General features: G+C 68.7%; 28 protein-coding genes. 25 read left to right on the top strand and 3 right to left on the bottom strand.

Annotated features, from left to right (window positions below; translation table 11 throughout):
- Positions 1-26 precede the first annotated feature (26 nt).
- The 25 genes from VIS07_02120 to VIS07_02000 all read left to right on the top strand — a co-directional run bounded on the left by VIS07_02120 (position 27) and on the right by VIS07_02000 (position 23065).
- Positions 27-1244, top strand: a complete 1218-nt coding sequence (locus tag VIS07_02120; GenBank protein ID HEY8514291.1) for an energy transducer TonB — start codon at positions 27-29, stop codon at positions 1242-1244.
- Positions 1241-2599, top strand: coding sequence for a Tol-Pal system beta propeller repeat protein TolB (gene tolB, locus VIS07_02115; protein HEY8514290.1), 1359 nt, complete (start codon positions 1241-1243; stop codon positions 2597-2599). Before VIS07_02120 ends, tolB begins: the two co-directional genes overlap by 4 nt.
- Before the next feature lie 128 nt (positions 2600-2727).
- Entirely contained in the window at positions 2728-3204 is a 477-nt protein-coding gene (gene pal, locus VIS07_02110; protein ID HEY8514289.1) for a peptidoglycan-associated lipoprotein Pal, read from the top strand.
- A 12-nt stretch (positions 3205-3216) separates the two neighbouring features.
- A complete protein-coding gene (gene ybgF, locus VIS07_02105) occupies positions 3217-4050 on the top strand; it encodes a tol-pal system protein YbgF (GenBank protein HEY8514288.1) in 834 nt (277 codons plus the stop codon).
- Positions 4051-4138: 88 nt separating this feature from the next.
- Entirely contained in the window at positions 4139-5071 is a 933-nt protein-coding gene (locus tag VIS07_02100; GenBank protein HEY8514287.1) for a bifunctional riboflavin kinase/FAD synthetase, read from the top strand.
- Positions 5068-6117, top strand: coding sequence for an RluA family pseudouridine synthase (locus VIS07_02095; protein ID HEY8514286.1), 1050 nt, complete (start codon positions 5068-5070; stop codon positions 6115-6117). Before VIS07_02100 ends, VIS07_02095 begins: the two co-directional genes overlap by 4 nt.
- Positions 6118-6689: 572 nt before the next feature.
- Positions 6690-7961 (top strand): transcription termination factor Rho, encoded by a 1272-nt coding sequence (gene rho / locus VIS07_02090; GenBank protein ID HEY8514285.1) that lies wholly within the window; start codon positions 6690-6692, stop codon positions 7959-7961.
- 208 nt (positions 7962-8169) lie between these two features.
- Positions 8170-8949: a 30S ribosomal protein S2 gene (gene rpsB / locus VIS07_02085; GenBank protein HEY8514284.1), complete on the top strand. Its 780-nt coding sequence runs from the start codon at positions 8170-8172 to the stop codon at positions 8947-8949.
- Between the two features lie 159 nt (positions 8950-9108).
- A complete protein-coding gene (gene tsf / locus VIS07_02080; protein ID HEY8514283.1) occupies positions 9109-10017 on the top strand; it encodes a translation elongation factor Ts in 909 nt (302 codons plus the stop codon).
- Positions 10018-10032: 15 nt separating this feature from the next.
- Positions 10033-10761 carry a UMP kinase gene (pyrH, locus tag VIS07_02075; GenBank protein HEY8514282.1) on the top strand — a complete coding sequence of 243 codons (729 nt, stop codon included), beginning with the start codon at positions 10033-10035 and terminating at the stop codon, positions 10759-10761.
- Entirely contained in the window at positions 10758-11315 is a 558-nt protein-coding gene (gene frr / locus VIS07_02070; protein ID HEY8514281.1) for a ribosome recycling factor, read from the top strand. Before pyrH ends, frr begins: the two co-directional genes overlap by 4 nt.
- 7 nt (positions 11316-11322) lie before the next feature.
- Positions 11323-12111 carry an isoprenyl transferase gene (locus tag VIS07_02065; GenBank protein ID HEY8514280.1) on the top strand — a complete coding sequence of 263 codons (789 nt, stop codon included), beginning with the start codon at positions 11323-11325 and terminating at the stop codon, positions 12109-12111.
- The gene (locus VIS07_02060) at positions 12098-12898 is read left to right on the top strand and encodes a phosphatidate cytidylyltransferase (GenBank protein ID HEY8514279.1); all 801 of its coding nucleotides are present in this window, start codon (positions 12098-12100) and stop codon (positions 12896-12898) included. The genes VIS07_02065 and VIS07_02060 overlap by 14 nt, the downstream gene beginning before the upstream one ends.
- A 27-nt stretch (positions 12899-12925) precedes the next feature.
- Positions 12926-14005 carry an RIP metalloprotease RseP gene (gene rseP, locus VIS07_02055; protein HEY8514278.1) on the top strand — a complete coding sequence of 360 codons (1080 nt, stop codon included), beginning with the start codon at positions 12926-12928 and terminating at the stop codon, positions 14003-14005.
- Between the two features lie 40 nt (positions 14006-14045).
- A complete protein-coding gene (gene tsaB / locus VIS07_02050; GenBank protein HEY8514277.1) occupies positions 14046-14882 on the top strand; it encodes a tRNA (adenosine(37)-N6)-threonylcarbamoyltransferase complex dimerization subunit type 1 TsaB in 837 nt (278 codons plus the stop codon).
- Between the two features lie 104 nt (positions 14883-14986).
- Entirely contained in the window at positions 14987-15229 is a 243-nt protein-coding gene (locus VIS07_02045) for a DUF465 domain-containing protein (GenBank protein ID HEY8514276.1), read from the top strand.
- Between the two features lie 218 nt (positions 15230-15447).
- Positions 15448-16017, top strand: coding sequence for an acetolactate synthase small subunit (gene ilvN, locus VIS07_02040; protein ID HEY8514275.1), 570 nt, complete (start codon positions 15448-15450; stop codon positions 16015-16017).
- A gap of 127 nt (positions 16018-16144) precedes the next feature.
- Positions 16145-17161, top strand: coding sequence for a ketol-acid reductoisomerase (gene ilvC / locus VIS07_02035; GenBank protein ID HEY8514274.1), 1017 nt, complete (start codon positions 16145-16147; stop codon positions 17159-17161).
- Complete coding sequence (locus tag VIS07_02030; GenBank protein ID HEY8514273.1) at positions 17161-17841, top strand: phosphatidylserine decarboxylase family protein; 681 nt, start codon at positions 17161-17163, stop codon at positions 17839-17841. Before ilvC ends, VIS07_02030 begins: the two co-directional genes overlap by 1 nt.
- Positions 17838-18674 (top strand): CDP-diacylglycerol--serine O-phosphatidyltransferase, encoded by an 837-nt coding sequence (gene pssA / locus VIS07_02025; GenBank protein HEY8514272.1) that lies wholly within the window; start codon positions 17838-17840, stop codon positions 18672-18674. The genes VIS07_02030 and pssA overlap by 4 nt, the downstream gene beginning before the upstream one ends.
- A gap of 423 nt (positions 18675-19097) precedes the next feature.
- Positions 19098-19907 (top strand): cytochrome c oxidase subunit II, encoded by an 810-nt coding sequence (locus VIS07_02020; GenBank protein ID HEY8514271.1) that lies wholly within the window; start codon positions 19098-19100, stop codon positions 19905-19907.
- Between the two features lie 59 nt (positions 19908-19966).
- Positions 19967-21742, top strand: coding sequence for a cbb3-type cytochrome c oxidase subunit I (locus tag VIS07_02015; protein ID HEY8514270.1), 1776 nt, complete (start codon positions 19967-19969; stop codon positions 21740-21742).
- Between the two features lie 45 nt (positions 21743-21787).
- Positions 21788-22369, top strand: a complete 582-nt coding sequence (locus tag VIS07_02010) for a cytochrome c oxidase subunit 3 (protein ID HEY8514269.1) — start codon at positions 21788-21790, stop codon at positions 22367-22369.
- A 16-nt stretch (positions 22370-22385) separates the two neighbouring features.
- Positions 22386-22805, top strand: a complete 420-nt coding sequence (locus tag VIS07_02005) for a cytochrome C oxidase subunit IV family protein (protein ID HEY8514268.1) — start codon at positions 22386-22388, stop codon at positions 22803-22805.
- An 8-nt stretch (positions 22806-22813) separates the two neighbouring features.
- The gene (locus VIS07_02000; protein HEY8514267.1) at positions 22814-23065 is read left to right on the top strand and encodes a hypothetical protein; all 252 of its coding nucleotides are present in this window, start codon (positions 22814-22816) and stop codon (positions 23063-23065) included.
- Positions 23066-23092: 27 nt separating this feature from the next.
- On the opposite strand, the gene VIS07_01995 is transcribed toward VIS07_02000, so the two are convergent.
- Genes VIS07_01995 through VIS07_01985 form a run of 3 tightly spaced genes read right to left on the bottom strand, consistent with a single transcriptional unit; the run spans position 23093 to position 25485 of the window.
- Positions 23093-23770 carry an SCO family protein gene (locus tag VIS07_01995; protein HEY8514266.1) on the bottom strand — a complete coding sequence of 226 codons (678 nt, stop codon included), beginning with the start codon at positions 23768-23770 and terminating at the stop codon, positions 23093-23095.
- The gene (locus VIS07_01990) at positions 23767-24558 is read right to left on the bottom strand and encodes an ABC transporter permease (protein HEY8514265.1); all 792 of its coding nucleotides are present in this window, start codon (positions 24556-24558) and stop codon (positions 23767-23769) included. Before VIS07_01990 ends, VIS07_01995 begins: the two co-directional genes overlap by 4 nt.
- A gap of 24 nt (positions 24559-24582) precedes the next feature.
- The gene (locus tag VIS07_01985) at positions 24583-25485 is read right to left on the bottom strand and encodes an ATP-binding cassette domain-containing protein (protein ID HEY8514264.1); all 903 of its coding nucleotides are present in this window, start codon (positions 25483-25485) and stop codon (positions 24583-24585) included.
- Between the last annotated feature and the right edge of the window lie 11 nt (positions 25486-25496).

Below are 25496 nucleotides of genomic sequence, written 5' to 3'. Positions count from 1 at the left end.
GGGGATTCGATCGCCGCCTCGCGGCGATGATCCTCATCGCCTTCGCGGCGCACCTGGTGCTGCTCGGTCTTCTGGTCGCGATCGGCGACTATCGTCTGCGGCCGCGAGCCGACGGCGTGGCGTACACTGTCGAGATCGTCGACGAGGGCGAGCTCGGCGGGCACATGCCGGCCGGACTCCCGAAGCTCGACGTCGGCGGCGCGCCCGGACCGGAGCGCCGTGCCGCGAAGGCCGCGCCAAAGCCACCCCCGCCGCCACGTCGCGAGGAGCCGCCGCCTCCTCCGAAGCCGGAGCCCGAGCCCGAGCCGCCGCCGAAGCCGGAGGCGCAGCCGCAGCCGCCCCCGCCGCCGCAGCAGCTCGCGCAGGCCGAGAGCGAGGACGATCTGATCGTCGCGACGCCGGCGCCGACGCCGCGTCCGACCGCAAAGCCGACGGCCGCACCGACGGCGCGGCCCACGCCGCCGCCGACGCCACGCCCGACCGCGCGTCCGACCGCTGCGCCGACGGCGCGTCCGACGGCTGCGCCGACCGCGCGTCCGACGGCCAAGCCGACGGCGAAGCCGACCGAGCGTCCGAAGCCGACCGCGACGCCGCGTCCGTCGCCGACGCGCGCCCCGGCGCGACCGACCGCACGCCCGGCCGATGCGCCGCGCCCGACGGCGTCGTCGGTCATCGTGCGTTCGGGACCCACGGCGACCCCGGCGCGCGACGCGGCGCGCGCGCGTGCGCCGCAGGCAAGCCCGACGAGCTCGATCGACGCGCGCATCGCGGAGGCGGTGGCGCGCGTGCAGCGCAACGTCGAGGGGAGCGCGCGCGAGGGATCCGCCGACGCGACGCGCGCGCCGGGCGGGCAGGTGCGCGGCAGCGGCGGCGTCGGCGGCACCGACGCGCCAGATCCGAACCGCCGCCTCGGCGTCGGCCCGGGTCGCGGCGGCGCGGGTCAGCTCCGCGGCACGGAGTTTCTCCTGTACTACAACCAAATGCTCGCGCGGATCCGCGACGCGTGGGTCTACCCCGGCGCGGCGTCCGACGTGGAGGTCAAGGTCCGCTTCCGGATCCTCGAGGATGGTACGATCTCCGACCTGAAGATCACGCAGCCGTCGGGCGATCCCGCGTACGACTCGTCGGTGCTGCGTGCGGTGCGCGCCGCGAGCCCGCTGCCGCCGCCGCCCGAACGCTATCGGACGGACTTTTCCGACGTCGAATTGACGTTCCAGCCGGGCGACCTACAGGGTGCCCGATGAGCTCACGGACGCGACGGGAGGAATGGATGTCGAACGAGTCGATCACCCCGTGGACGCGCGCACGCGCCGTCGCGCGCGGAGCCATGCTCGTGGTCCTGGCGCTGGCATGGCTCGTCGGCGAGTCGCAGGCGCAGGTGCGCGGCCTCATCACCGGGCCCGGGGAGACCGCCTTCCCGATCGCGATCGTGGCGCCGAGCGGCGGCGGCGAGGCGGGAAGCCAGTTCGCGACGACGCTGACGCGTGACCTCGATCTCTCGGGGATGTTTCGCATCCTCGATCCGGCGTCGTTCATCGATCAGGGCGACGCGACCCGCGTCGAGGAGATCAACTTCGCGAACTGGAGCTCGATCGGAGCGCGCTTGCTGGTGACGAGCCGTGCGTCGACGTCGGGCGACGGGCTCACCATCGAAGCGCGGCTGTTCGACGTCGCCGAGCAGCGTCAGCTCGGCGGCAAGCGCTACCAGGGCTCGCGGCGCGACGCGCGTCGCATGGCGAACCGCTTCGCCGACGAGATCCTGCTGCTGCTCACCGGCGAGCTCGGCCCGTTCGACAGCCGCATCGCCTTCGTCTCGACGCGCGGCGGACGCTTCAAGGAGCTCTACTCGATGAGCTTCGACGGCTCCGATCTGCGCCAGCTGACGCGCAACCAGACGATCAATCTGTCGCCGAGCTGGGCGCCGGACGCGCGCTCGGTGATCTTCACGTCGTACAAGGACGGCCGGCCGAAGCTCTACGAGATCGACGTCGTCACCGGTCGTGAGCGTCTCATCCCGACCGGACCCGGCATGGTGATGGGCGCGAGCTTCGCACCGGACGGTCGCGAGATCGCGGTCACGCGTTCGACGGGCGGTGGGGATTCCGACATCGTGCTGGTGTCGCCGGAAGGGCAGATGCTCGCGCGGCTCACGCAGGGGCAGTCGATCAACGTGAGCCCGAGCTTCTCGCCCGACGGCTCGCAGATCGCGTTCTGCTCGTCGCGCGGCGGCTCGCCGCAGATCTACGTGATGAGCGTCGCCGGCGGACGTCCGCGTCGCGTGAGTCCGCGCGGCTCGTACAACACGCAGCCGGTGTGGTCGCCGAAGGGAGACAAGATCGCCTACACCGGACGCGTCGATGGTCGCTTTCAGATCTTCGTCGTCGACGTGAACAGCGGCGAGGCCGTGCAGGTGACGTCGAGTCGCGGTGACAACGTCGATCCGACGTGGTCGCCCGACGGTCGTTACCTGATCTTCAGCTCGACACGCACGGGAAGAGCGCAGCTCTTCTTCAGCGACGCGCGCGGTGTGCGCCAACGACAATTGATAAGTAGTCCGGGCAGTGATACCAGTCCGGCCTGGTCGCCGCGGCTCGACTGATGGGGTCCGCGCTGGGGGGCAAGATGCGGGTTAGCGAATCGCGCGATGTCGGTACGGGGCGGATGTTGCTGAGTGCGCGTTCCCTCACCGGGCGCATCGCAGCGCTCGTTTTGATCTCTTTCTTTGTCTTGCTGCCTGGCTGCAGCAAGAAGAAGACGACCGAAGACATCTACGACGACACCGAGACCGTCGGCATGGGCGAGAGCGACGTGACGCGTGGCTCGAGCCTCGACCAGTTCCGCCGCGGAACGCTGGGTCGCGGCGAGCAGGGCCCGCTGTCGGACGTCTACTTCTCCTACGACTCGTACGAGCTCTCGGACAACGCGCGCGAGATCCTGCGCGCCAACGCCGACTGGCTGCTCGAGAACCGCCAGGCGCGCGTCGAGATCGAGGGCCACTGCGACAGCCGTGGCACCGTCGAGTACAACCTCGCGCTCGGCGCGAAGCGCGCCAACGCGGCGCGGGACTACCTGACGGCGCTCGGCGTCTCGCCCGATCGCATCACCACGATCAGCTACGGCAAGGAGCTGCCGGTCTGTCACGAGGAGACGGAGAGCTGCTGGGCCGAGAACCGGCGCGCGCACTTCGTCGTCCTGAACCAATAGGAACGAACGTCCGTGTCGCCCATCCGCCTCCGTCAGCACGCTGCACCCGCGCTGGTCGCGGGGCTCGTCGCTTTGCTCGGCATCGGGTGCGCGTCGGAGGCGGACCTGTCGTCGATCCGGCGCGAGCAGCGCGAGCTCGCGCGCAAGCTCGCCGACACCCGCGCCGACGTCGAGAGCCTGCGCGTCCAGCTTTCGCGGCTGCGCGGGCAGATCGAGGATCGCCGCTCGCGGACGTCGTCGAGAACGTCGAGCCCCGCCGCGGACGACATCGAGCAGCGCCTGCGTGCGCTCGAGATGAGCTCGCCGCCGCGCTCGTCGGAGGAGACGAGCGTGGTCAGCGTGCAGCCGGAGCGGGAGCCGGTGCCGCCGGGGGCGGAGTTCGGCGAGCGTCCGGCGGAGCGTCCGGAGCCGCTGCCGCCGGCGATGCCGGCGAGCGGATCGCCGATCTCGGTGGAGGCGGACATCCACCGCAGCGAGAGCCCGGAGTACCGCACGGGTCTCGCGCAGTACCAGCGCGGCGAGCCGCAGAAGGCCGTCCAGACGCTGCGCAGCTACGTCAACAAGAACCCGAAGAACGAGGCGGTGCCGTACGCGCAGTACTGGATCGGCGAGTCGTACTACCAGCAGGGCAAGTTCAACGAGGCGATCCTCGCGTACAACGAGATCCTGGTCGGCTTCCCGAAGAGCGACCGGGTGCCCGCCGCGTTGCTGCGTCAAGCGGCGGCCTTCGCGGAGCTGGGCGACAAGATCGACGCTCGGCTCATCCTGCAGAAGCTGATCGCCGATCATCCGAACTCGCCGGAAGCGGCGCGGGCCAAGCGCGAGCTGCTCGCGCTCGGCAACTGAAGCCGGCCGCGCACGTCGCCGGACCCGACACGCGCGTCACCGGAGGCCCTGTGCTAAGGGGGTGGAACGCCCTCACGGCTCAAGGACCATGCGCGTCGTACGCCATCTGACTCGCGGCAGCCGGCCGTTTCGCTCGCCGGTCGTCGCGCTCGGGAACTTCGACGGCCTGCACCTCGGCCATCAGGCCATCGTGCGCCGGACGCTCGAGCGCGCGCACGCGAAGGGCGTCGACGCGATCGCCTTCACCTTCTGGCCGCACCCCGTCGCCGTTCTCGCGCCCGAGCGGGCGCCCACGATGATCACGTCGCTCGCCTGTCGCATCGCGCTGCTGCACGACGCGGGCCTGGTCGGCGCCGTGGTGCGACGCTTCACGCGCGAGTTCGCGTCGCTCACGCCCGAAGAGTTCGTGCGCGACGTGCTGGTGGGCGCGCTCGGCGTGTCGGGCGTGGTCGTCGGCTACAACGTGACCTTCGGACGCGACCGCGTCGGAACGCCGGAGCGTCTCGCCGAGCTCGGGCGCGAGCACGGCTTCGACGTCGACGTCGTGCCGCCGGTCACGGTCGGCGAGCACACGGTGAGCAGCAGCGCCGTGCGTCGCATGCTCAACGCGGGTGACGTCGAGAACGCTGCGCGCCTGCTCGGTCGTCCGCACACGCTGATCGGCAAGGTGCGTCGCGGCGATCGGCGCGGCGCGGGCATCGGCTTTCCCACGGCGAACGTGTATCCGCGCGGCGGCATGCTGCCTCCCAACGGCGTCTACGCGGTGCGCGTCGGCATCGGCAACGAGCCGCCGCAGCGTCCCGCGGTCGCGAACCTCGGCACCAATCCGACCTTCGGTACGAACGCGCGTCGCCTCGAAGTGCACCTGTTCGACTTCTCGGACGACATCTACGGGCAGCGGATCCACGTCGCGTTCGAGAAGCGCCTGCGCGCCGAGATGAAGTTTCCGTCCGTCGACGCGCTCGTCACGCAGATCCGCGCCGACGCTCGCGCCGCCCGCGAGGTGCTCGCACGGTCGTGAGCGAGCGCGAGGAGACGTCCGCTCGAGAGCAGACGTTTCGCTGCACGGTGCGCAGCGGTGAGGGCGGTCAGCGACTCGATCGCTGGCTCGCGCAGCAGAATTTTCTGCCGACGCGTTCGCGCATCACGCACCTGATCCGCTCGGGGCTCGTGACCGTCGACGGCGTGGTGCGCAAGGCGAGCTTTCCGGTGCCCGAGGGAGCGCGCGTCGAGGTGCGCGTGCCGCCGCCCGAGCCGTCGTGGGTCGAGGCCGAGGACATCGAGCTCGACGTGCTCTACGAGGACGAGGCGCTGATCGCGATCAACAAGCCCTCCGGGATGGCGACCCACCCCGCGCCGGGGACGCGGCGCGGGACGCTCGTTGCGGCGCTGCTGCACCGCTGGCGCTTCGTCGGCGACTGGCCGGACCCGCAGCGTCCCGGCATCGTGCACCGCCTCGACAAGGACACGACCGGCGTCATCGTGGTCGCGAAGACGCCGGCCGCGATGCACGCGCTCGCGCGTCAGTTCGCGCGGCGTCACGTGCGCAAGCGCTACACCGCGATCGTGATCGGTGCGCCGCGCACGGAGCGCGGCGTCGTCGACCTGCCGATCGGACGCGATCCGATCGATCGCAAGCGGATGCAGGCGCGCGTCGGTCAAGCGCGTCCCGCGCTGACCAACTGGGAAGTGCGGGAGGTGCTCGGGGATCCGCCGTGCGCCGCGCTGCTCTCGCTCGAGCCGGAGACCGGACGCACGCACCAGCTCCGCGTGCACCTCGCGAGCATCGGTCATCCGATCGTCGGCGATCGCGTCTACGGATCGGGGCGTGCGCCGGCGAACGCGTCGGCGCACGCGCGCGCGGCGATCGAGAGCTTTCCGCGTCAGGCGTTGCACGCGGCGTCGCTCGTGCTGCGACATCCGGCGGACGGACGCGAGCTCGAGCTCGTCGCGCCGCTCGCGCGCGACATGCAAGATCTGCTCGTCGAGCTGCGTGCGAGCCGCGCGCACGACGCGACAAGAAAAACGGACGTCGACGCAGCGCTTCGTGACGCAAGCGGGGGTTGACTCGGAATCCTGCTTGCTCTAAGCCGACTGCGGGCGTCGGGGTCATTCCTCTACTACTCGACCACCTGCACCGGTCCGACGCTCTGATCCGCCCTTGCCCAGCCGCACGCCACACGTCAAGCGAATATCTGCAGATCATCGAGTGGGTGCTTGAGGCCGAACGAACCACAGCCATGAGCTCACGTCGGTCGGGGTCTCCAGCCAGGCTCGCGAAGGAGAGGGAGATGCCGCGCTCACGATCCCGAAACGAGGCGCAGTCGGATCTCGCGGAGGACATCGCGGCGGTCGGCGACGCAGTGAACGGCGAGGGCGATGCTCTCGAGCTCGATCCGCCGTCGGAGGTCAAGACGACGGCACGCGTCCAGAGCGGCGCCGCGACCGAGGCTTCGCCGGCGCGCGCCGGCGTCATCCGACGTCCGGCGTCGAGCGCGGCAAGCTCTGCCAGCGCTGCCGACGCCGCGCCGCGCGCCGCCGAGCGCAACGACGACGCGACGCAGCGGACGTCCGCCGAAGAGCCGCGCCGTGCGTCCGCTCCCGAGCGGCCGGCGACGACGCCCTCCGGTCCCACGATCATCACCGGCTCGACGCCGCCGCCGGTCAATCTCAAGGACCTGAAGCGGCTCGAGATCCACGAGCTCGCGCAGATCGCTCGCAGCTTCAACGTCGAGGGCGCTTCCGCGATGCGCAAGCAGGAGCTGATCTTCGGCATCCTGCAGGCGCAGACGGCGCAGTCGGGGTCGATCTACGGCGAGGGCGTGCTCGAGGTTCTGCCCGACGGCTTCGGCTTCCTGCGCGCGCCCGACTACAACTACCTGCCCGGGCCGGACGACATCTACATCTCGCCGTCGCAGGTGCGCCGCTTCAACCTGCGCACGGGCGACGTGGTGTCGGGTCAGATCCGTCCGCCGAAGGAGGGCGAGCGGTACTTCGCGCTGCTCAAGGTCGAGAAGATCAACTACGAGGAGCCCGAGCGCGCGCGAGAGAAGATCCTCTTCGACAACCTGACGCCGCTCTACCCGAACGAGCACCTGCGTCTCGAGCACCGTCCCGACGAGGTGACGACGCGCGTGCTCGACCTGCTGACGCCGATCGGCAAGGGACAGCGCGGGCTCATCGTCGCGCCGCCGCGCACCGGCAAGACGATGATGCTGCAGAACATCGCGCACGGCATCACGGCGAACCATCCCGACGTCGTGCTGATCGTGCTGCTGGTCGACGAGCGTCCCGAGGAAGTCACCGACATGCAGCGCTCGGTGAAGGGCGAGGTCGTGAGCTCGACCTTCGACGAGCCGGCGACGCGTCACGTCCAGGTCGCCGAGATGGTGATCGAGAAGGCGAAGCGTCTCGTCGAGCACGGCAAGGACGTCGTCATCCTGCTCGACTCGATCACGCGGCTCGCGCGCGCCTACAACACGGTGGTGCCGCCGTCCGGCAAGATTCTCTCCGGCGGTGTGGACTCGAACGCGCTGCACAAGCCGAAGAAGTTCTTCGGCGCGGCGCGCAACATCGAGAACGGCGGCTCGCTGACCATCATCGGCACCGCGCTGATCGACACCGGCAGCCGCATGGACGAGGTGATCTTCGAGGAGTTCAAGGGCACCGGCAACATGGAGATCCACCTCGACCGGCGCCTGATCGACAAGCGGACCTTCCCGGCGATGGACATCAACCGCTCGGGAACCCGCAAGGAGGAGCTGCTGCTGTCGCGCGAGGTGCTGAACCGCGTCGTGATCCTGCGGCGGCTGCTCGCGCAGGCGAATCCGGTCGAGGCGATGGAGTTCCTGCTCGACAAGATGAAGGACACCAAGACCAACGCCGAGTTCATCGCGTCGATGAACTCGTGAGCGAGGGGGCCTGCGACCCCGCTCGAGGTGGCGGACGCGGCCGGGCGCTGGGCCCCGGGGCGCTTCGCCACGGTCGCGCCGAGGCGGGCCGCTCTCGGCGAGTGAATTGCGTACAATTTGGGGCTTTGCTAGCCAGCGACGGTTAAGCGCTGCACAGGCGCAATGGTCCGGGCGTCTCCCGTCCGGCCAATTCGAGGAAGGTTGAAAGATGCCCGAGCCGACGATGAAACAGCTCCTGGAAGCCGGAGTCCACTTCGGCCACCAGACGAGCCGCTGGAACCCGAAGATGAAGCGCTACATCTTCGGCGCCCGCAACGGGATCTACATCATCGATCTCCAGCAGACGGTGAAGATGTTCCGCGACGTGTACCGTGAGGTGCGCGAGCTCGCGGCATCGGGCGGCGTCATCCTCTTCGTCGGCACCAAGAAGCAGGCTCAGGAGCCGATCCGCGAGGAGGCCGAGCGCTGCGGGATGTTCTACGTCAACAACCGCTGGCTCGGCGGCATGCTGACGAACTTCCAGACCATCAAGGCGTCCATCGACCGGCTGAAGAAGCTCGAGGAGATGCTCGCCGATCCCGCCACCCAGGAGCGCTACACCAAGAAGGAGATCCTCAACTACTCGCGCGAGCTCGAGAAGCTGAACTCCTCGCTGGGTGGCATCAAGAACATGCGCAAGCTGCCCGACGCGATCTTCGTCATCGATCCGAAGAAGGAGGAGATCGCGGTCAAGGAGGCGAACAAGCTCGGCATCCCGGTGATCGCGGTGGTCGACACCAACTGCGACCCGGAGCTCGTGGACTACAAGATCCCGGGCAACGACGATGCGATCCGCGCGATCCGCCTGTTCTGCTCGTCGATCGCCGACGCGATCATCGAGGGACGGCAGGAGTTCGAGGAGCGCCTGCGCGGCCAGGGCGACGAGCCCGGCGCCGAGCAGGAGGGCGCGGAGGGCGTCACGGAGGGGCCGGCGCCGGCCGGAGCTTGAGGCGACTGCCCGGCGTCAAGCGACGACCCGGCGCAGCGATCGCCGGGAGAAGCGAATCCGCAACGGCTCGTGCGCGCGCGAGCGCGACGAACGCCGTCGGCGGGCGATGAACGATGCCGGCGAGACCTCGCCGGCAGAGCGCAATCGAGGACGAACCAGTTGGAAATCACAGCGGCACAGGTGAAGGAGCTGCGCGAGAAGACCGGCGCCGGCATGATGGACTGCAAGGCGGCTCTGGTCTCCGCGGGGGGCGACTTCGAGGGCGCGATCAAGTACCTGCGCGAGAAGGGGCTCGCCACCGCCGCGAAGCGCGCCGGTAAGGTCGCCGCCGAGGGCGTCATCACGGCGCGGCTGCTCGGCCCGAACGAAGGCGTGATGCTCGAGCTCAACTGCGAGACCGACTTCGTCGCGAAGACGCCGCAGTTCCAGGATCTCGCAAACCGTCTGCTCGGCGCGTTCGCCGGCCGGACGGAGCTCGACGGCGTGCGCGGCGCGCAGGATATCGACGCCGGCTCGATCCAGGTCGACGGCAAGGCGATCTCGGACGTCATCGCCGAATCGATCGCGTCGATGGGCGAGAGCGTCGTCCTGCGTCGCGTGGCGCGCCTGGCCGTCAAGCCGGGCGAGGGGGCGGTCGGCTCCTACGTCCATGCCGGCGGCAAGATCGGCGTGCTCGTCGAGGCGCGCTTCGGCGGCCAGACCGCGAACGCGGAGCAGACCGCCGAGGTCGAGAAGCTGCTGCGCGACGTCGCGATGCAGATCGCGGCGGCGAGCCCGCGCTACGTGCGGCGCGAGGAGGTGCCCGAGTCGGAGCTCGAGCGCGAGCGCGAGATCTACCGCGCGCAGGCCGCCACCTCGGGCAAGCCGGCGCAGGTCGTCGAGCGCATCGTCCAGGGCAAGATCGAGAAGTACTTCGGCGAGTTCTGCCTGGTCGAGCAGGAGTTCATCCGCGACCCGCAGACCACGGTGGGCAAGCTCGTCGAGAGCACGGCGAAGGCCGTCGGGCTGCCGATCGAGATCGCTCGCTTCGTTCGTCTGCAGCTCGGCGAGTCGTCGTCCGAGGCCTGACCCGGTCGACCACCGGTGGCTGCCGCGCTCGCCTATCGCCGGGTTCTGCTGAAGCTCAGCGGTGAGGCTCTTGCCGGAAGCGCGGGCTACGGCATCGACGACGCGCTTCTGACACGCTTCGCGAGCGAGATCTCCGACGTGCAGAAGCTCGGGGTCGAGCTCGCCGTGGTGATCGGCGGCGGCAACATCTTCCGTGGCGTGGCCGGGATCAGCCACGGCATCGAGCGCGCGACCGCCGATTACATGGGCATGCTGGCGACGATGATGAACAGCCTCGCCTTGCAGGCTGCCATCGAGCGCTTCGGCGTGCAGACGCGCGTGCTCTCCGCTCTCGAGATGAAGGAGGTCGCCGAGCCGTACATCCGTCGGCGCGCGACGCGGCATCTCGAGAAGGGGCGGGTGGTGATCTTCGCCGCCGGCACCGGTAATCCGTTCTTCACCACCGACACCGCCGCGAGCCTGCGCGCGGTCGAGATCGGCGCCGAGATCTTGTGCAAGGCAACCAAGGTCGACGGCGTCTACGATTCCGACCCGATGCTGAACCCGTCGGCGGTGCGCTATCGCGAGTTGACCTACCTCGACGTCCTGAGCCAGAAGCTAAAGGTCATGGATTCGACGGCGATCTCGCTCTGCATGGACAACGATCTGCCGGTGCTCGTCTTCAACATGCTCGAGCCCGGCAACCTGAAGCGGGCCATGCTGGGCGAGCCGATCGGTACTGTCGTGCGGGGAGGAACCTCGTGATCGACGACGTGCTGAACGAGCTGAAGCGCGAGATCGACGAGACCGCGAACAAGCTCAAGAAGGAGTTCGCCAAGGTCCGGACCGGGCGCGCCTCGACGGCGCTGCTCGATGGGATCATGGTCGAGTACTACGGCGCACGAACGCCGCTCAACCAGCTCGCCACGGTCAACGCGCCCGAGCCGCGCTTGCTGGTCGTGACGCCGTTCGACCGCTCGGCGATCGGCGAGATCGAGCGGGCGATCAAGGGCTCGGACCTCGGGCTCAACCCGCTCAACGACGGCAAGCTGATCCGGATCCCGATTCCCGAGCTGACCGAGGAGCGCCGCCGCGACCTCGTCAAGCATGTGAAGAAGATCGCCGAGGACTTCCGCGTGTCGATGCGCAACCACCGGCGCGACGCCAACGAGATGCTCAAGGATCTGCTCAAGGAGAAGCAGATCTCGGAGGACGACTACCGGCACGCGCACGACAAGGTGCAAGCCTTGACCGACGAAGGGATCGAGCGCATCGACCGCACGCTGAAGGCCAAGGAAGAAGAGATCATGGTGGTGTGAGGTGGCGATGATCGCAAAACCGAGCCGCGCGACCCTCGCGCTCCAGGGAATCGACCCGAATCGTCTGCCGCGCCATGTGGCGATCATCATGGACGGCAACGGGCGCTGGGCGCAGGGGCGTGGCTACGATCGCATCTACGGTCATCGCCGCGGCAAGGACTCGGTCAAGGCGATCGTCGAGATCTCGCGCGAGATCGGCATCGAGTACCTGTCGCTGTACGCGTTCTCGGCGGAGAACTGGGGTCGGCCGGCGGCCGAGGTCAACGCTTTGATGCGCCTGCTCAAGCGTTACCTGACGACCGAGCTCGACCGCATGATGAAGAACGACGTGCGGCTGCTCGTCATCGGCAACGTCAAGCGGCTGCCGCGCGACGTGCAGCAGGCGCTCAAGGTCAGCGTCGAGACGACGCGCCGCAACCGTGGTCTCACGGTGATCCTCGCGCTGTCGTACAGCGCGCGCGAGGAGATCGCCTCGGCGGTGCGCGCGGTCGCCAAGCGCGTGCAGCACGGCGAGCTCGAGCCCGAGGAGATCACCGAGGACACGATCGCCCAGAGCCTCGGCACCGCCGGCATTCCGGACCCCGACCTGCTGATCCGCACGAGCGGCGAGGTTCGGCTGTCGAACTTCCTGCTCTGGCAGGTCGCCTACACCGAGATCTACATCACCGACACGCTCTGGCCGGACTTCCGCGAGAAGGAGTTCCTCGAGGCGCTGCGCCAGTTCCAGATGCGCGAGCGCCGCTTCGGGCGTCTCCCCGAGAGCGGGGACCAGGCCCGCCTGCGTGCTGCGAACTAGGCTCGCGACCGCAGCGGTCGCGATCCCACTTCTCGTCTGGCTCGTGCTCTTCAGCCCGGGCTGGGTGTTCGCCGGCTTCGTGGTCGGCGTCACCGCGATCGGGCTGCACGAGTTCACGACCATGGCGCTGCCGGAGCACCGCCTCGTGCGGCTGTTCGCCATCGCGGCGGGGCTCGCGTTTGCCGCGGCCGTGGTCGCGCAGCGACCGGGCGCGCTGGGAATCGTGCTCTTTGCGGTGCTCGCCGGCGGGCTCTTCCTGTCGCTCTTCGACGAAGACCTGCAAGGCGCCGTCGCGCGCTTCGCGAACGCGCTCCTCGCGGCGCTCTACGTGGGCTTCCTGCTGCCGCACGTCGTTGCGCTGCGGCTCCTGCCGGTCGGTGGGGAGCGCTGGGTGCTGTTCGCCATCGCGTGTGCGATGGGCTCGGACACCGGCGGCTACTTCGCCGGACGCTTTGCCGGGCGCACGAAGCTCATGCCGCGCGTGAGCCCGAGCAAGACCGTCGAGGGCTCGGTGGGCGGGCTGCTCGGCGCCATGGTGCTCGCGATCGGCGTCTGGCTCGTCCTGCCGCCGCCCGGCGCGACGCTCGAGGAGCTCGTTTTCCTCGGGCTCGCGATCGGCGTGCTCGCGCAGGCCGGCGACCTCATCGAATCCCTGCTCAAGCGCGCCTACGGCGCGAAGGACTCGGGCTGGATCATCCCCGGCCACGGCGGCATCCTCGACCGGATCGATAGCCTCGTCTTGCCGTTCGTGTTCGCGTACTATGTCAATGCCGGTCCGATGCCCTGAATCCTCGGGCAGGCGGGAGATCTATCGATGGTGATTAGCGTCGTCGCGGCGATCGTCGTGCTCGGGCTCCTGATCTTCGTGCACGAGCTCGGGCACTTCCTCGCCTGCAAGCGCGTCGGGGTCGGGGTGCTCAAGTTCTCGCTCGGCTTCGGCCCGACGCTGTTTTCGCGCCGCGTCGGCGAGACCGAGTACGTGGTCGCAGCGGTTCCCCTCGGCGGGTACGTCAAGATGATCGGCCAGGAGGACGACGGCAGCGAGCCCGATCCGGCGACCGCCTCGCAGCCGAACTCGTTCGCCGTGAAGCCGCTGTGGGCGCGCGCGCTGATCGTGGTCGCGGGGCCGCTCGGCAACCTGGTGTTCGCGGCGTTCCTGCTCGCGCTGCTCTACGCGACCGGCGTTCCCGTCCTGACCTCCACGGTCGGCAAGGTGAGCGACGGCATGCCGGCGGCGCAGGCCGGTCTGCAGGCGGGCGACGAGATCGTCGCCGTCGACGGCGAGCCCGTCGACCGCTGGGAGCAGCTCTCGAGCGAGATCCGCGCGAGCGACGGCAAGCCGGTCGTGCTCGACGTGCGGCGCGGCGCGGAGACCTTCCAGATCACGGTCACGCCGCAGCGCACCGAGGGCAAGACGATCTTCGGCGAGCCGATCCCGATCTACGTCATCGGCGTCGAGCCGTCGGACAAGGTCATCACCGAGCGCAGCAACCCGATCATGGCGATCTGGCTCGGCATCCGGCGCACCGCCGAGCTCGTCGGGCTCACGCTGCTGACGCTCGTCAAGCTCTTCCAGGGCGTCGTGTCGGCGTCCGAGGTGGGCGGTCCGCTCACGATCATGACCGAGGCCGGCAAGCAGGTGCACCACGGCTTTGCGGCGCTCGCGTTCTTCATGGCGTTTCTCAGCGTCAACCTAGGCGTGCTGAACCTGCTGCCGATCCCGATCCTCGACGGCGGGCACCTGCTGTTCATGGGGGTCGAGAAGATCCTCGGGCACCCGATGGAGATCCGTCACCGCGAGATCGCGCAGTCGGTCGGGATGTTCCTGCTGATCTCGCTGATGGCGTTCGCGCTCTACAACGACGTGCACCGCCTGGTGGGCGGAGGCGGCTGAGAAGCGGCTTTGCCGCCGGCGGCTCGAGCCGGCGTTTCTCGTGCTCATCCTCGGCATCGACACCGCGACGCGCGTCGGCACGGTCGGCGTGGTGCGCGCTCCGCTCTTGCGCGACGCACTCCCTGCGCCACACGAGCGCGACGTCGCGGCGCGCAGCGACGTGCTCGCCGACGTCGTGCGCGTCGGCGGCCTCGAGCACGGTGCGGCGCTGATGCCGCTCGTCGACGAGGCGCTCGAGCGCGCCGGCGTCGGGCTCGAGCAGATCGACGCGGTCGCCGTGTCGGTGGGGCCGGGATCGTTCACGGGGCTGCGCGTCGCGCTGGCGACGGCGAAGGGCTTCGTGCTCGGCACCGACGTCCGGCTGATCGGCGTGCCGACGCTCGAGGCGTTCGCGGCGACGCTGCTGCCCGGCTGGGTTGCGAGCGAAAGCGTTCCTGCGGACGCCGTCGTGCCGGGAACGCTCGTCGCGTCGTGCCTCGACGCACGCAAGGGCGAGGTCTACGGAGCGGCGTTCGCGCTGCGCGAGGGCGAGCACGGACTCTCGCTCGAGCGCCTCACGCCCGATCGCGCGGCGCGTCCGGCGGCGTTTCGCGAGATGCTCGAGTCGCTGCTCGCAGAGAGTGGCGGTCGCGCCGTGCTGCTCGGCGATGGAGCGGAGCGTCATCGCGGCGAGATCGTCGATCCGCTCGAGGGCAGGGTGGTCGCGCTGCCGTTCGCGCGCCATCACCCGCACGGTGCGGTGGTCGCGCGTCTCGGCGCGGCGCTGCTCGCGGCACGCGGCCCCGACGACGTCGCGGAGCTCGTCCCGTTCTACGCGCGTGCGTCGGAAGCGGAGATCGCGCGCGAGCGCGGCGCCGCTCGAGGACCTTCGCGTTGACAATCCAAATCCAACGGGCCTACAACTAAAGTGCACTAGCCTTCGGGCCGTCGATGGTTCGGCGCAAACAGCCGCCCAGGCGACGTTTCCAGGAGGAACACTCGATGGAGAAGCGTGACGAGGAGTTGATTCGGTCGCTGATCGACCGCGACGCGGAACTGCGCAAGCACTACCTCGAGCACGAGGAGTTCGAGCGCCAGCTCGCTCGCTTCAACGCCAAGCCGCACCTCTCCGCTGAGGAAGAACTCGAACGCAAACGCCTTCAGAAGCTCAAGCTCGCGGGCAAGGATCGCATGATGGAGATCCTGTACCGCTATCGCAGCGGAGCGGCTTCCCAGACACACTGAGCGTGCACGGGCCCGCGCCCCTCCGCCGCTCGGCGTGCGATGAGGGGCGCGGTGCCCACGCCGTGCGGCGACGCCGCCGGGACGCGACCCCACTCCCTTCGTCTCTGCACCCGCCTCTGCGAGTGCCCGGGCCGGTGCGGCCTGCCACGTCCGGGCTGCGTTTCCACGGGTATCCGTGGTCAGTCGATTTTCCGGCGGACAACGGTTAAACGCCGGGGATGCGCCACATCATCTCCGTTCTGGTGGAGAACGAGTTCGGGGTCCTCGCGAGGATCGCCGGCCTGTTCAGCGGACGCGGCTTCAACATCGAGAGCCTGTGCGTCGCCGAGACCACCGAGCCCACGGTGTCGCGTATCACGCTCGTGACCAGCGGTGACGACCGCGTTCTCGAGCAGATCACGAAGCACCTCAACAAGCTCGTCAACGTGATCAAGGTCAGCGACTTCAGCGCGATCGATCACGTCGAGCGCGAGCTGGTGCTGGTCAAGGTGACCGCCGACGCCAAGACGCGCGGCGAGGTGCTGAGCGTGGTCAACATCTTCCGCGGCAAGGTGGTCGACGTCGCGAGCGAGTCGTACATCGTCGAGGTCACCGGCACCGAGGACAAGATCGAGGCGTTCATCAATCTGCTGCGTCCGTACGGCATCAAGGAGGTCGTGCGAACGGGAATCGTCGCGATGTTCCGCGGCGCCGAGGTGCTCGCCGCGCACGAGGACGGTACGCCCGCCGTCGCGGAGGGACACGAGGGACGACTCGCCCGCGAGGGCTCGGAAGCAGACTTCGTCTGACAAGAACGGCCCATCGGAGAAGCAGAGCGGCGAACGTCGAGCGGGTGGCGTCGAGATCGCCAGCCGATCCGTGCGCGATGCGGTATCGTACGTGGGCGATGCGAAACGAGGGGACTTGGGAATGGCACTGAACATCTACACGGACAAGGACGCGGACCTGAGCCTGCTCAAGGGCAAGAAGGTCGCCGTCATCGGCTACGGCAGCCAGGGACACGCGCACGCGCAGAACCTGCGCGACAGCGGCGTCGAGGTCTGCGTCGGTCTGCGTAAGACGAGCCCGTCGTGGGAGAAGGCGAAGAACGCCGGGCTCGACGTTCGCGAGACCGCCGACGCGGCGAAGTGGGCCGACATCGTGATGATGCTCGTGCCCGACGAGATGGGCGCCGAGATCTTCGAGAGCGAGATCAAGCCCGGGCTCAAGAAGGGCGACTACCTCGCCTTCGGCCACGGCTTCAACTTCCACTTCAAGAAGATCGTTCCGCCGGCGGACGTGAACGTCTTCATGGTGGCGCCCAAGGGCCCCGGACACCTCGTGCGCAGCGAGTACCAAGCGGGACGCGGCGTGCCGTGTCTGATCGCGGTCGGCCAGGACCCGTCGGGCAACTCGAAGCAGATGGCGCTCGCGTACGCGAGCGCGATCGGCGGCGGACGCGCCGCGATCATCGAGACCACCTTCCGCGAGGAGACCGAGACCGATCTCTTCGGCGAGCAGGCGGTGCTCTGCGGCGGCCTGACCGAGCTCATCCGCGCGGGCTACGAGACGCTCGTCGAGGCGGGCTACAGCCCCGAGATGGCGTACTTCGAGTGCTTGCACGAGGTGAAGCTGATCGTCGACCTCATCTACGAGGGCGGCATCGCCAACATGCGCTACTCGATCAGCAACACCGCCGAGTACGGCGACATGACGCGCGGCAAGCGCGTCATCGGCCCCGAGGCGCGCGCCGCGATGAAGGAGATCCTGAAGGAGATCCAGTCCGGCAAGTTCGCCGAGGAGTGGATGACCGAGTACCGCTGCGGCCTGCCGCACTTCCGTGAGCTGCGCAAGGAAGGCGAGCACCACCCGATCGAGGAGGTCGGCGCGAAGCTGCGCGCGCTGATGCCCTGGATGCAGCAGAGCCGTCTCGTCGACAAGTCGCGCAACTAGTGGCGGGCGGCAGGCGGATCCCGCTCGCGGCGGACGGCTATCCGCTGATCGGCGGCTCGGCTGGCATCGCCGTCGTCGCGGCGCTGCTCGCGACCGTGACCGGCGGGGCGGTTTCGACCGTCCTCGTCGTGCTCGCGGTCGCGATGGCGGTGCTGGCCGCATTCTTCGTCAACTTCTTCCGCGACCCCGAGCGCAAGACACCCGAGGGCGCAAACCTCGTCATCTCGCCGGCCGACGGCCGCGTCATCGTCGCCGAGCCGAGCGTCGACGAGCCGCGCTTCCTGCACGGCCGCGCGGCGAAGGTGAGCGTGTTCATGTCGCCGCTCGACGTGCACGTGAACCGCGCGCCGATCGACGGCGAGGTGACCGGCGTCTTCTACAATCCGGGCAAGTACTTCGCGGCCTTCGCCGAGAAGGCGTCGCTCGACAACGAGCAGAACGCCGTCGTCATGCGCTCCGACGACGGACGCCAGGTCGCCTTCGTGCAGATCGCAGGCTTTCTCGCACGGCGCATCGTGTGTCGTGTGCGCCCCGGCGATCGTTGCAGGCGCGGCGAGCGTGTGGGCATGATCAAGCTGGGGTCGCGGGTCGACGTGTTCATCGCCGGCGACGTCGAGCTCAACGTCAAGGTGGGTGAACGCGTGAGGGCTGGCGAGACGGTCCTCGGGGTGATGCGATGATCGAACGCAATGTGCCGTTGAGGTCGGGGCGCGTCCGTCTGCTGCGTGGGGGAGCTGCGGAGCGTCGGGCGTCGCTGCAGAAGGGCGTCTACATCCTGCCCAATCTCTTCACGACCGGCGGCCTGCTGCTCGGCGTGTACGCGATCATCGCGGCGAGCCGCGGCGACTTCCTCACCGCGGCGGTCACGATCTGCGTCGCGCACCTGTGCGACGGCCTCGACGGACGCATCGCGCGCCTCACCAACACGACGAGCCAGTTCGGCGTCGAGTACGACTCGCTCGCGGACCTGGTCGCGTTCGGCGTCGCGCCCGGCATCCTCGCCTACCACTGGGCGCTCGAGCCGTGGGGCGCGTGGGGCTGGCTCGCGGTCGGGCTGTTCATCGCCTGCGGCGCGCTGCGGCTCGCGCGCTTCAACGTGCAGTCGACGTACGCCGAGAAGAAGAGCTTCGTCGGACTGCCGATTCCCGCCGCCGCCGACATGATCGCCGCGACCGTGCTGCTGTACTACTTCTTCGGCGGCGAGGGCGCTGCGAACAAGCACCTCGTCCTGCTGCTGATGATCTACGCGCTCGCCTTCCTGATGGTGAGCAACCTTCGCTACAACAGCTTCAAGGACCTCGACCTGCGCGCCCGGGCGCCGTTCTACTCGGTGGTGGCGATGCTCGTGGTCTTGACGCTGGTGGTCGCGCAACCGCAGCTGCTGTTCTTCTGCGTGATCCTCGCGTACGTCGCGTCGGGACCGATCGGTCTCGTGGTGACGCTCCTCCGACGTCGCGGTCGCAGGCGAGTGATCGAGCGCGAGCGACGGATCGACGGAGCTCGCAGCGCCTGACCGCACGATCCGCGAGTTTCGATGGCCGTGCCGACCGCCTGCTCGAGCGACAGAAGGAGAGGCGGCTGGGCTCGGCCTCGGGATCGCACGGGCGGTGCGCACCGCCGCCGCCGGTCACCTAGCTCGCTCGAGCAGAGCGATCTGTTCGAGCTCCCGACGCGGCAAGCGCTCGAGCGCCGGCGGACGCCGAAGCCCTCGCCGCCGTGGGGCGCCGAGGTGCTTGACGGCGCTCGCGACGACGTCCGAGTAGACGGCGTCCTCGTCGCGCTCCGCAACGATCAGGCTAGCTTCTTTCAGCGCGCCCGAAGCTTCGGCTGCGCTGAAGGTTCCGCTGGGCCCCGACCGATGGGCTTGACACCCGTCGGAAAAACGGGTTTGCGCTGCAGGCATTAACGCGTCGCAAGACCATCCCGGGATTCATTTATGAGTCAAGAATGGGGATATGAATGGGGCTTGCCGGTGGCGGCCTCGAGCTACGCGGGCGAAATCGATTGGCTGCTGTGGCTCTTGCACGCGGTGATGGTCTTCATCTTCGTCGCGTGGGGCATTTTCTTCGTTTACTGCCTCGTGCGTTACCGCGCGCGCGACGGTGAGCGAGCCGTTTACCACCAGGCGGGCGAGTCGGCTTCGTTCATCCCCGACGGGCTCATCCTGGCGTTCGAAATCTGGTTGATCCTCGCCTTCGGCATTCCGCTCTGGGCGAGCATCAAGCAAGAAACTCCGCCGCCGGACGATTCGTTGACCGTCAATCTGGTGGCGCAGCAGTTCGCTTGGAACTTTCAGTACCCCGGTCCGGACGGAAAATTCGGACGGCGCGACGTGTCGCTCGTGAGCGCGGAGAATCCGATCGGCCTCGACCCGGATGATCCGGCGTCGAAGGACGACGTGGTCACGATCAACAACCTCAACGTTCCCCTTGGCAAGCCGACCATCCTGCGGATGACGTCGAAGGACGTGATCCACAGCTTCCAGGTCACCGAGTTCCGCAACAAGCAGGACGTCGTTCCGGGCCTCGAGACCATGCTGTGGTTCGAGCCGACGCTCGCCGGCAAGTACGAGATCGGCTGCGCCCAGCTTTGCGGACTCGGTCACACGAAGATGGTCGGCAATGTCTTCGTGCAGACTCCCGAGGAGTTCGAAAGCTGGCAGAAGGAGCAGCTGGCGGAGAAGCTTGGAACCATCGGCACCGCGGACGCTAGCACGGTCGCACCCACCGTCGACTCGCCTTCCTGAGCTCCGCCGAGCCCGATCACCGAACCGGTGTCAGCAGGCAGCAACGCAGGAGACAAGCGGTGAAAGACGAACACGGTCACGCCGGCGCGCACGGGCACGCCGAACCTCAGTCGTTCATCTGGAAGTACGTCTTCTCGGTCGACCACAAGGTCATCGGGATCCAGTACTTGATCACGTCGTTCGTGTTCCTGCTGATCGGCTTCTCGATGATGCTGCTGATGCGCTGGCAGCTCGCGGTCCCGACTCCGCCGGACGACTTCGATCCCGAGAAGCTCGGCCTCATCCGTAGCTTCCTGAATTGGATGTGGCCCGAAAAGATGCCGTACGGCTTCATGGACCCCGAGTTCTACAACCAGCTCGGGGCCATGCACGGCACGATCATGATCTTCCTCGGCGTCGTGCCGCTCGGCGTCGCAGCGTTCGGAAATTATGTCCTGCCACTGCAGATCGGCGCGCCCGACATGGCGTTCCCGCGCCTCAACATGGCGTCGTACTGGACGTACCTCGTCGGCGGCATCGTCCTGATGGCGAGCTTCTGGGCGCCGGGCGGCGCGCCGCAGTCGGGCTGGACGTCGTACGCGCCGCTCTCGGTCGTCGCACCGACGGGCCAGACCTACTGGCTCATCGGCATGGTGATCATCATCACCTCGTCGCTGTTCGGCGCGATCAACTTCATCGTGACGACGCTGAACATGCGCGCGAAGGGCATGACGCTCGGACGCATGCCGGTCTTCTGCTGGGCGCAGCTCGTCACCGCGGTGCTTCTCCTGCTCGCCTTCCCGGTGCTCGAGGCGGGCGCGATCCTGCAGCTCCTCGACCGCGTCGCCGGCACGAGCTTCTACATCCCGAAGGACATGATCTACGGCGCGACCGTCTTCCCGCGCGCGGGTGGCGGTAGCCCGCTGCTCTGGCAGCACCTGTTCTGGTTCCTCGCGCACCCCGAGGTCTACGTCCTCCTGCTGCCGGCGTTCGGCATCGTCGCCGAGATCATCGCGACCAACACCCGCAAGCCGCTCTTCGGCTACAAGGAGATCGTCGGCTCGATCATCGTAATCGGCATCCTGAGCTTCGTCGTGTGGGCGCACCACATGTTCCTCTCGGGCATGCGGACGAGCCTCGCGAACCTCTTCGTCACGACGACGATGACGATCTCGATTCCGTCGGTCGCGGTGCTGACGTGCCTCGTGCTGAGCCTGCGCGGCGGCTCGATCCGCTTCAACACGCCGATGCTGTTCGCGCTCGCGTTCCTGCCGATGTTCGGCATCGGCGGGCTGACCGGCCTACCGCTCGGATTCGCGCCGACCGACATGCACCTGCACGACACGTACTACGTGATCGGCCACTTCCACTACGTCGTCGCGCCGGGAAGCCTCGTCGCCCTGATGGGCGGGCTCTACTACTGGTACCCGAAGATGTTCGGCCGGAAGATGAACGAGACGCTCGGCAAGGTGCACTTCTGGCTGACCATCATCCCGATGAACTTCGTGTTCTTCCCGCTGCTCATCCAGGGCATGTGGGGCATGCAGCGCCGTCTCGCGGTGCCGACCGACCAGTGGCACAACCTGCCGGTGCAGGGCTGGAGCATGGTGATCGGCATCGCCGCCGCGGTGCTGTTCATCGGCCAGCTGCCGTTCATCTTCAACTTCTTCTGGAGCCTCAGGCACGGCGAGCGCGTGGCGGAGAACCCGTGGAGCTCGACGACGCTCGAGTGGTCGTGCCCGTCGCCGCCGCCGCACGGCAACTTCTTGAAGGAGCCCGAGGTCTTCCGTGGGCCGTACGAGTACAGCGTCCCCGGTCACAAGACCGACTACTGGCCGCAGGACGAGGCCGCCTGAGCGCGCGCTCGGCTGCTCGCGACGCAAACCGACAGGAGTGCGAAATTGAGCACAGCCGCCATTGCCGAGACCAACACCGGCATCTCGAACGCTAAGCTCGGGACGTGGACGTTCCTCGCGTCCGAGATCATGCTGTTCGGTGGGCTGATCAGCGCCTACGTCATTCTGCGCAGCGGCAGCGCGCACATGGTGGTGCCGCCGCGCTCGATGATGGGGGTGCCGCTCGCGACCTTCAACACGTTCGCGCTGATCACCAGCTCCGTGACGATGGTGCTCGCGCTGGCCGCGATCCAGGAAGGCAACGTGCAGCGCTTCGCGCGCTGGATCGGCTGCACGATCGGCGGCGGGCTGATCTTCCTGATCGTCAAGGCCTACGAGTACCACCACAAGTGGGAAGAGGGCATCACGCTGTCGAGCAACCTCTTCGGCTCGTTCTACTACACGCTGACCGGGCTCCACGTGCTGCACGTCACGGGCGGGCTCGTGCTGATGCTGTACATCCTGGTCGCCGGGCTGCGCGGACGGTTCACCCCGGAGAACCACGACCGGGTCGAGTGCGCCGGCCTCTATTGGCACTTCGTCGACCTGGTGTGGGTGATCCTGTTCCCCATTCTCTACCTGCTCTGAGCAGGAGGATTTCGCGATGAGCGCCAAGGCCACCACGCACGGATCCGGCGTCAAGCACGAGGGGGTCGACAAGTCCTCGGAGGTGCGGACCTACCTCATCATCTTCGGCTGTCTCGCCGTGCTGACGCTGATGACGGTCGGCGTCGCGTACATGAACCTGCCGCACGCGGCGGGCGTCGTGATCGCGCTGGTGATCGCGGCGGCGAAGGTCTTCCTGATCGCGGCCTTCTTCATGCACCTGCGCGGCGAGGGGAAGCTGATCAACTGGTCGGTCGCGGTCTGCCTCGCGCTGGTGCTGATCCTGATCGTCTTCGTGCTGCCGGACATCGGCATCCACCCGCTCGAGGACGCTGCCCGCCGCGCGGCGCACGAGCTCGAAGCGGTGTCGCACGGGCACTACCCGGCGTCCGCCCCTGCGGGCGCGTCGGCGCACTGATGCACGCCGTGACGCCACGCCGCGCCACGCTGGGCGCTCTGCTCGCCGCGCTCGTCGCCGACCCGCGCGTCGCGAGCGCGTGCGCGGTCTGCTTCGGTGGGCAGGAGAACGAGTGGACGAGCGGCTTCTTCTTCGGCGTGACCCTGATGCTGCTGCTGCCGCCGCTGATCGTCGGTAGCGCCGGCTTCGCGATCTACCGGGCGATCAAGAAGCAGGAAGCCCGCATCCGCGAGCGCGACGCGCAGCGCGCGACGAGCTGAGGAGCTGACGGGCCAGGGGAGCGCGCTTCAGCGCGCGCGCTGCTCGTCGCGCACGCGGCGCAGGTCGCCGCGCAGCTTCAGCATCGCCTCCGGGTCGCGCACGTCGTACGTGCCGCGCACGCGCGACTCCGCGTCGACCAGGACGAAGCGCTGGCTGTGCAGGATCGGATCCTCGCCCGCCGCGACGTTGCCGTCGGCGACCGGGAGCCGCAGCCCCTCGAGCGCGAGGCGGCGGATCTCCGTCTCGTCGCCGGTGAGGAAGAGCCAGCGCGAGCGGTCGGCGCCGTGGCGCTCGGCGTAAGCGGTGAGCACCTCGGGCGTGTCGCGCTCGGGGTCGACGCTGATCGAGACGAACTTGACCTCCGGGACGTCGTCGCTCTGCTGCACGAGGCGCGACATCTCCGCGGTCATCATCGGGCAGATCGCCGCGCAGTGCGTGAACACGAGGTCCGCGACCCACGGGTTGCCGGCGAGGTCCTGGCGCGTGATCGGACGGCCCGACGCCTCGATCAACGAGAAGTCGGGCACGGTCGAGAGCACCGGCAGCGGCTCGTCGCTCGCGCGGCGCGCCGTCACGCTGAACCACAGCGACGCGCCGCCTGCGACCAGCAGCAGCGCGGCGAGCACGAGACCCGTCCGGGCAGCCGAGGAGCGCCTCGCGCCGGCCGCGGGCCCGATGCGGCGGCTCTCGCTCGCGACCGTCACGCGAGCCCCACGTCGAGCGGCCGCGAGGCGAGGGCGCGGGCCGCGAGGAAGGTCAGCGCCGCAAACGCACACGTGACGAGCAGCGACAGCGCGAGCGCCGGCACGTCCGCGCCGACGGTCGCCGTGCCGGCGTACAGGCAACGGCGTAGCGCCGCGACGCCGTAGGTCAGCGGGTTCAGCATCATCAGAGCGCGCAGCCAGGGCGACGCGCCCGCCGCCGGAAAGAACGCGCCCGACAGCAGCCACATCGGGATCAGCACGAGGTTCATGATCGCGTGGAAGCCCTGCGTCGAGTCCATCCGCCACGCGATCAGGAAGCCCAGCGTGGTGAGCGCGAATGCGACGACGAAGAGCACCGCGACCGCCAGCACGAGGTCGAAGACGCCGAGCCGCAGCCCGAGCAGCGGGGCCGCGGCGAGCAGCAGCAGCGCTTGCCCGAGCGCGAGCGTCGTGCCGCCGAGGATCTTGCCGAGCACGATGGTCGAGCGCGCGACGGGGGCCACGAGCACCGCCTGCAGGAAGCCCTCGCGCCGATCCTCGATCACCGAGATCGTCGAGAAGATCGCGGTGAACAGCACCACCAGCACGATCGTGCCCGGGTAGAAGTACTCCGCGTAGCCGACACCCTCGCTGCCGGCCGGACGGAAGGACTCTGCGAAGCCCGAGCCCAGCAGCATCCAGAACAGCACCGGCGTCGCGAGCGCGCCGACGATGCGGCTCCGCTGGCGGTAGAAGCGCACGATCTCCCGCTGCCACAGGGTCAGCGTCGGGCGGATCAGCGTGTCCATGGGACGCATCATAGCGAAAGCCCCTCAGCGCTCACTGTCCCACAGGCGATGCCCGGTGCGCTGGATGAAAACGTCCTCGAGGGTCGGCTTGCCGACGCTGACCGCCTCGATCTGGCCGGGGAAGGCGTCGAACAGCGCGGGCACGAACTCGTGGCCGCGCGGGCGTCGGATGTGCACGGTGCCGTCGACGACGCTCGCCTCCTGGCCGAAGCGCTCGCGGACCTTCGCGGCGAGCGCCGCGGGATCGCGCGTGCGGGCGACGATCACGTCGCCGCCGACGCTGTCGCGCAGCACGTCCGGCGTGTCGAGAGCGACGATGCGACCGCGGTCGATGATCAGCAGGCGATCGCAGCGCTCGGCGTCCTCCATCAGGTGCGTCGTGATCAGCACCGAGAGGCCGTCGCGCTCGCGCGCCTCGCGCACGTACTCCCAGAGGTCGAGGCGCGCGCCTGGGTCGAGGCCGGTGGTCGGCTCGTCGAGCAGGACGAGGGCAGGGCGGTGCAGCAGACCCTTGGCGAGGTCGACGCGGCGCCGCATGCCGCCGGACAGGGTCTCGACGCGCGCGTCGGCGCGGTCGCGCATCGCGACGCGTCCGAGCATCTCGTCGATGCGCTCCTCGAGGGCCGCGCCGGAGAGGCCGTACAGGTGGCCCTGGTGACGCATGTTCTCGCGGACGGTCAGCTTGACGTCGAGGCTCGGCGACTGGAACACGACGCCGATCTGACGTCGTACCGCGTGCGGCTCGCGCACGACGTCGTGCCCGCCGATCGAGGCACGGCCCCCGGTCGGGGCGAGCAGCGTCGACAGGATGCGGAACAGCGTCGTCTTGCCGCCGCCGTTCGGACCGAGCAGGCCGAAGATCTCGCCGCGCCGCACCGTGAACGAGAGCCCGTCGAGCGCGAGCGTGTCGCCGTAGCTGTGGCGCAGCCCGTCGACCG

Source organism: Candidatus Binatia bacterium, from assembly GCA_036563615.1.
In the GTDB taxonomy this organism is placed as follows: Bacteria; Desulfobacterota; Binatia; order UBA12015; family UBA12015; genus DATCMB01.
This window is presented reverse-complemented; position numbering and strand designations above follow the sequence as displayed.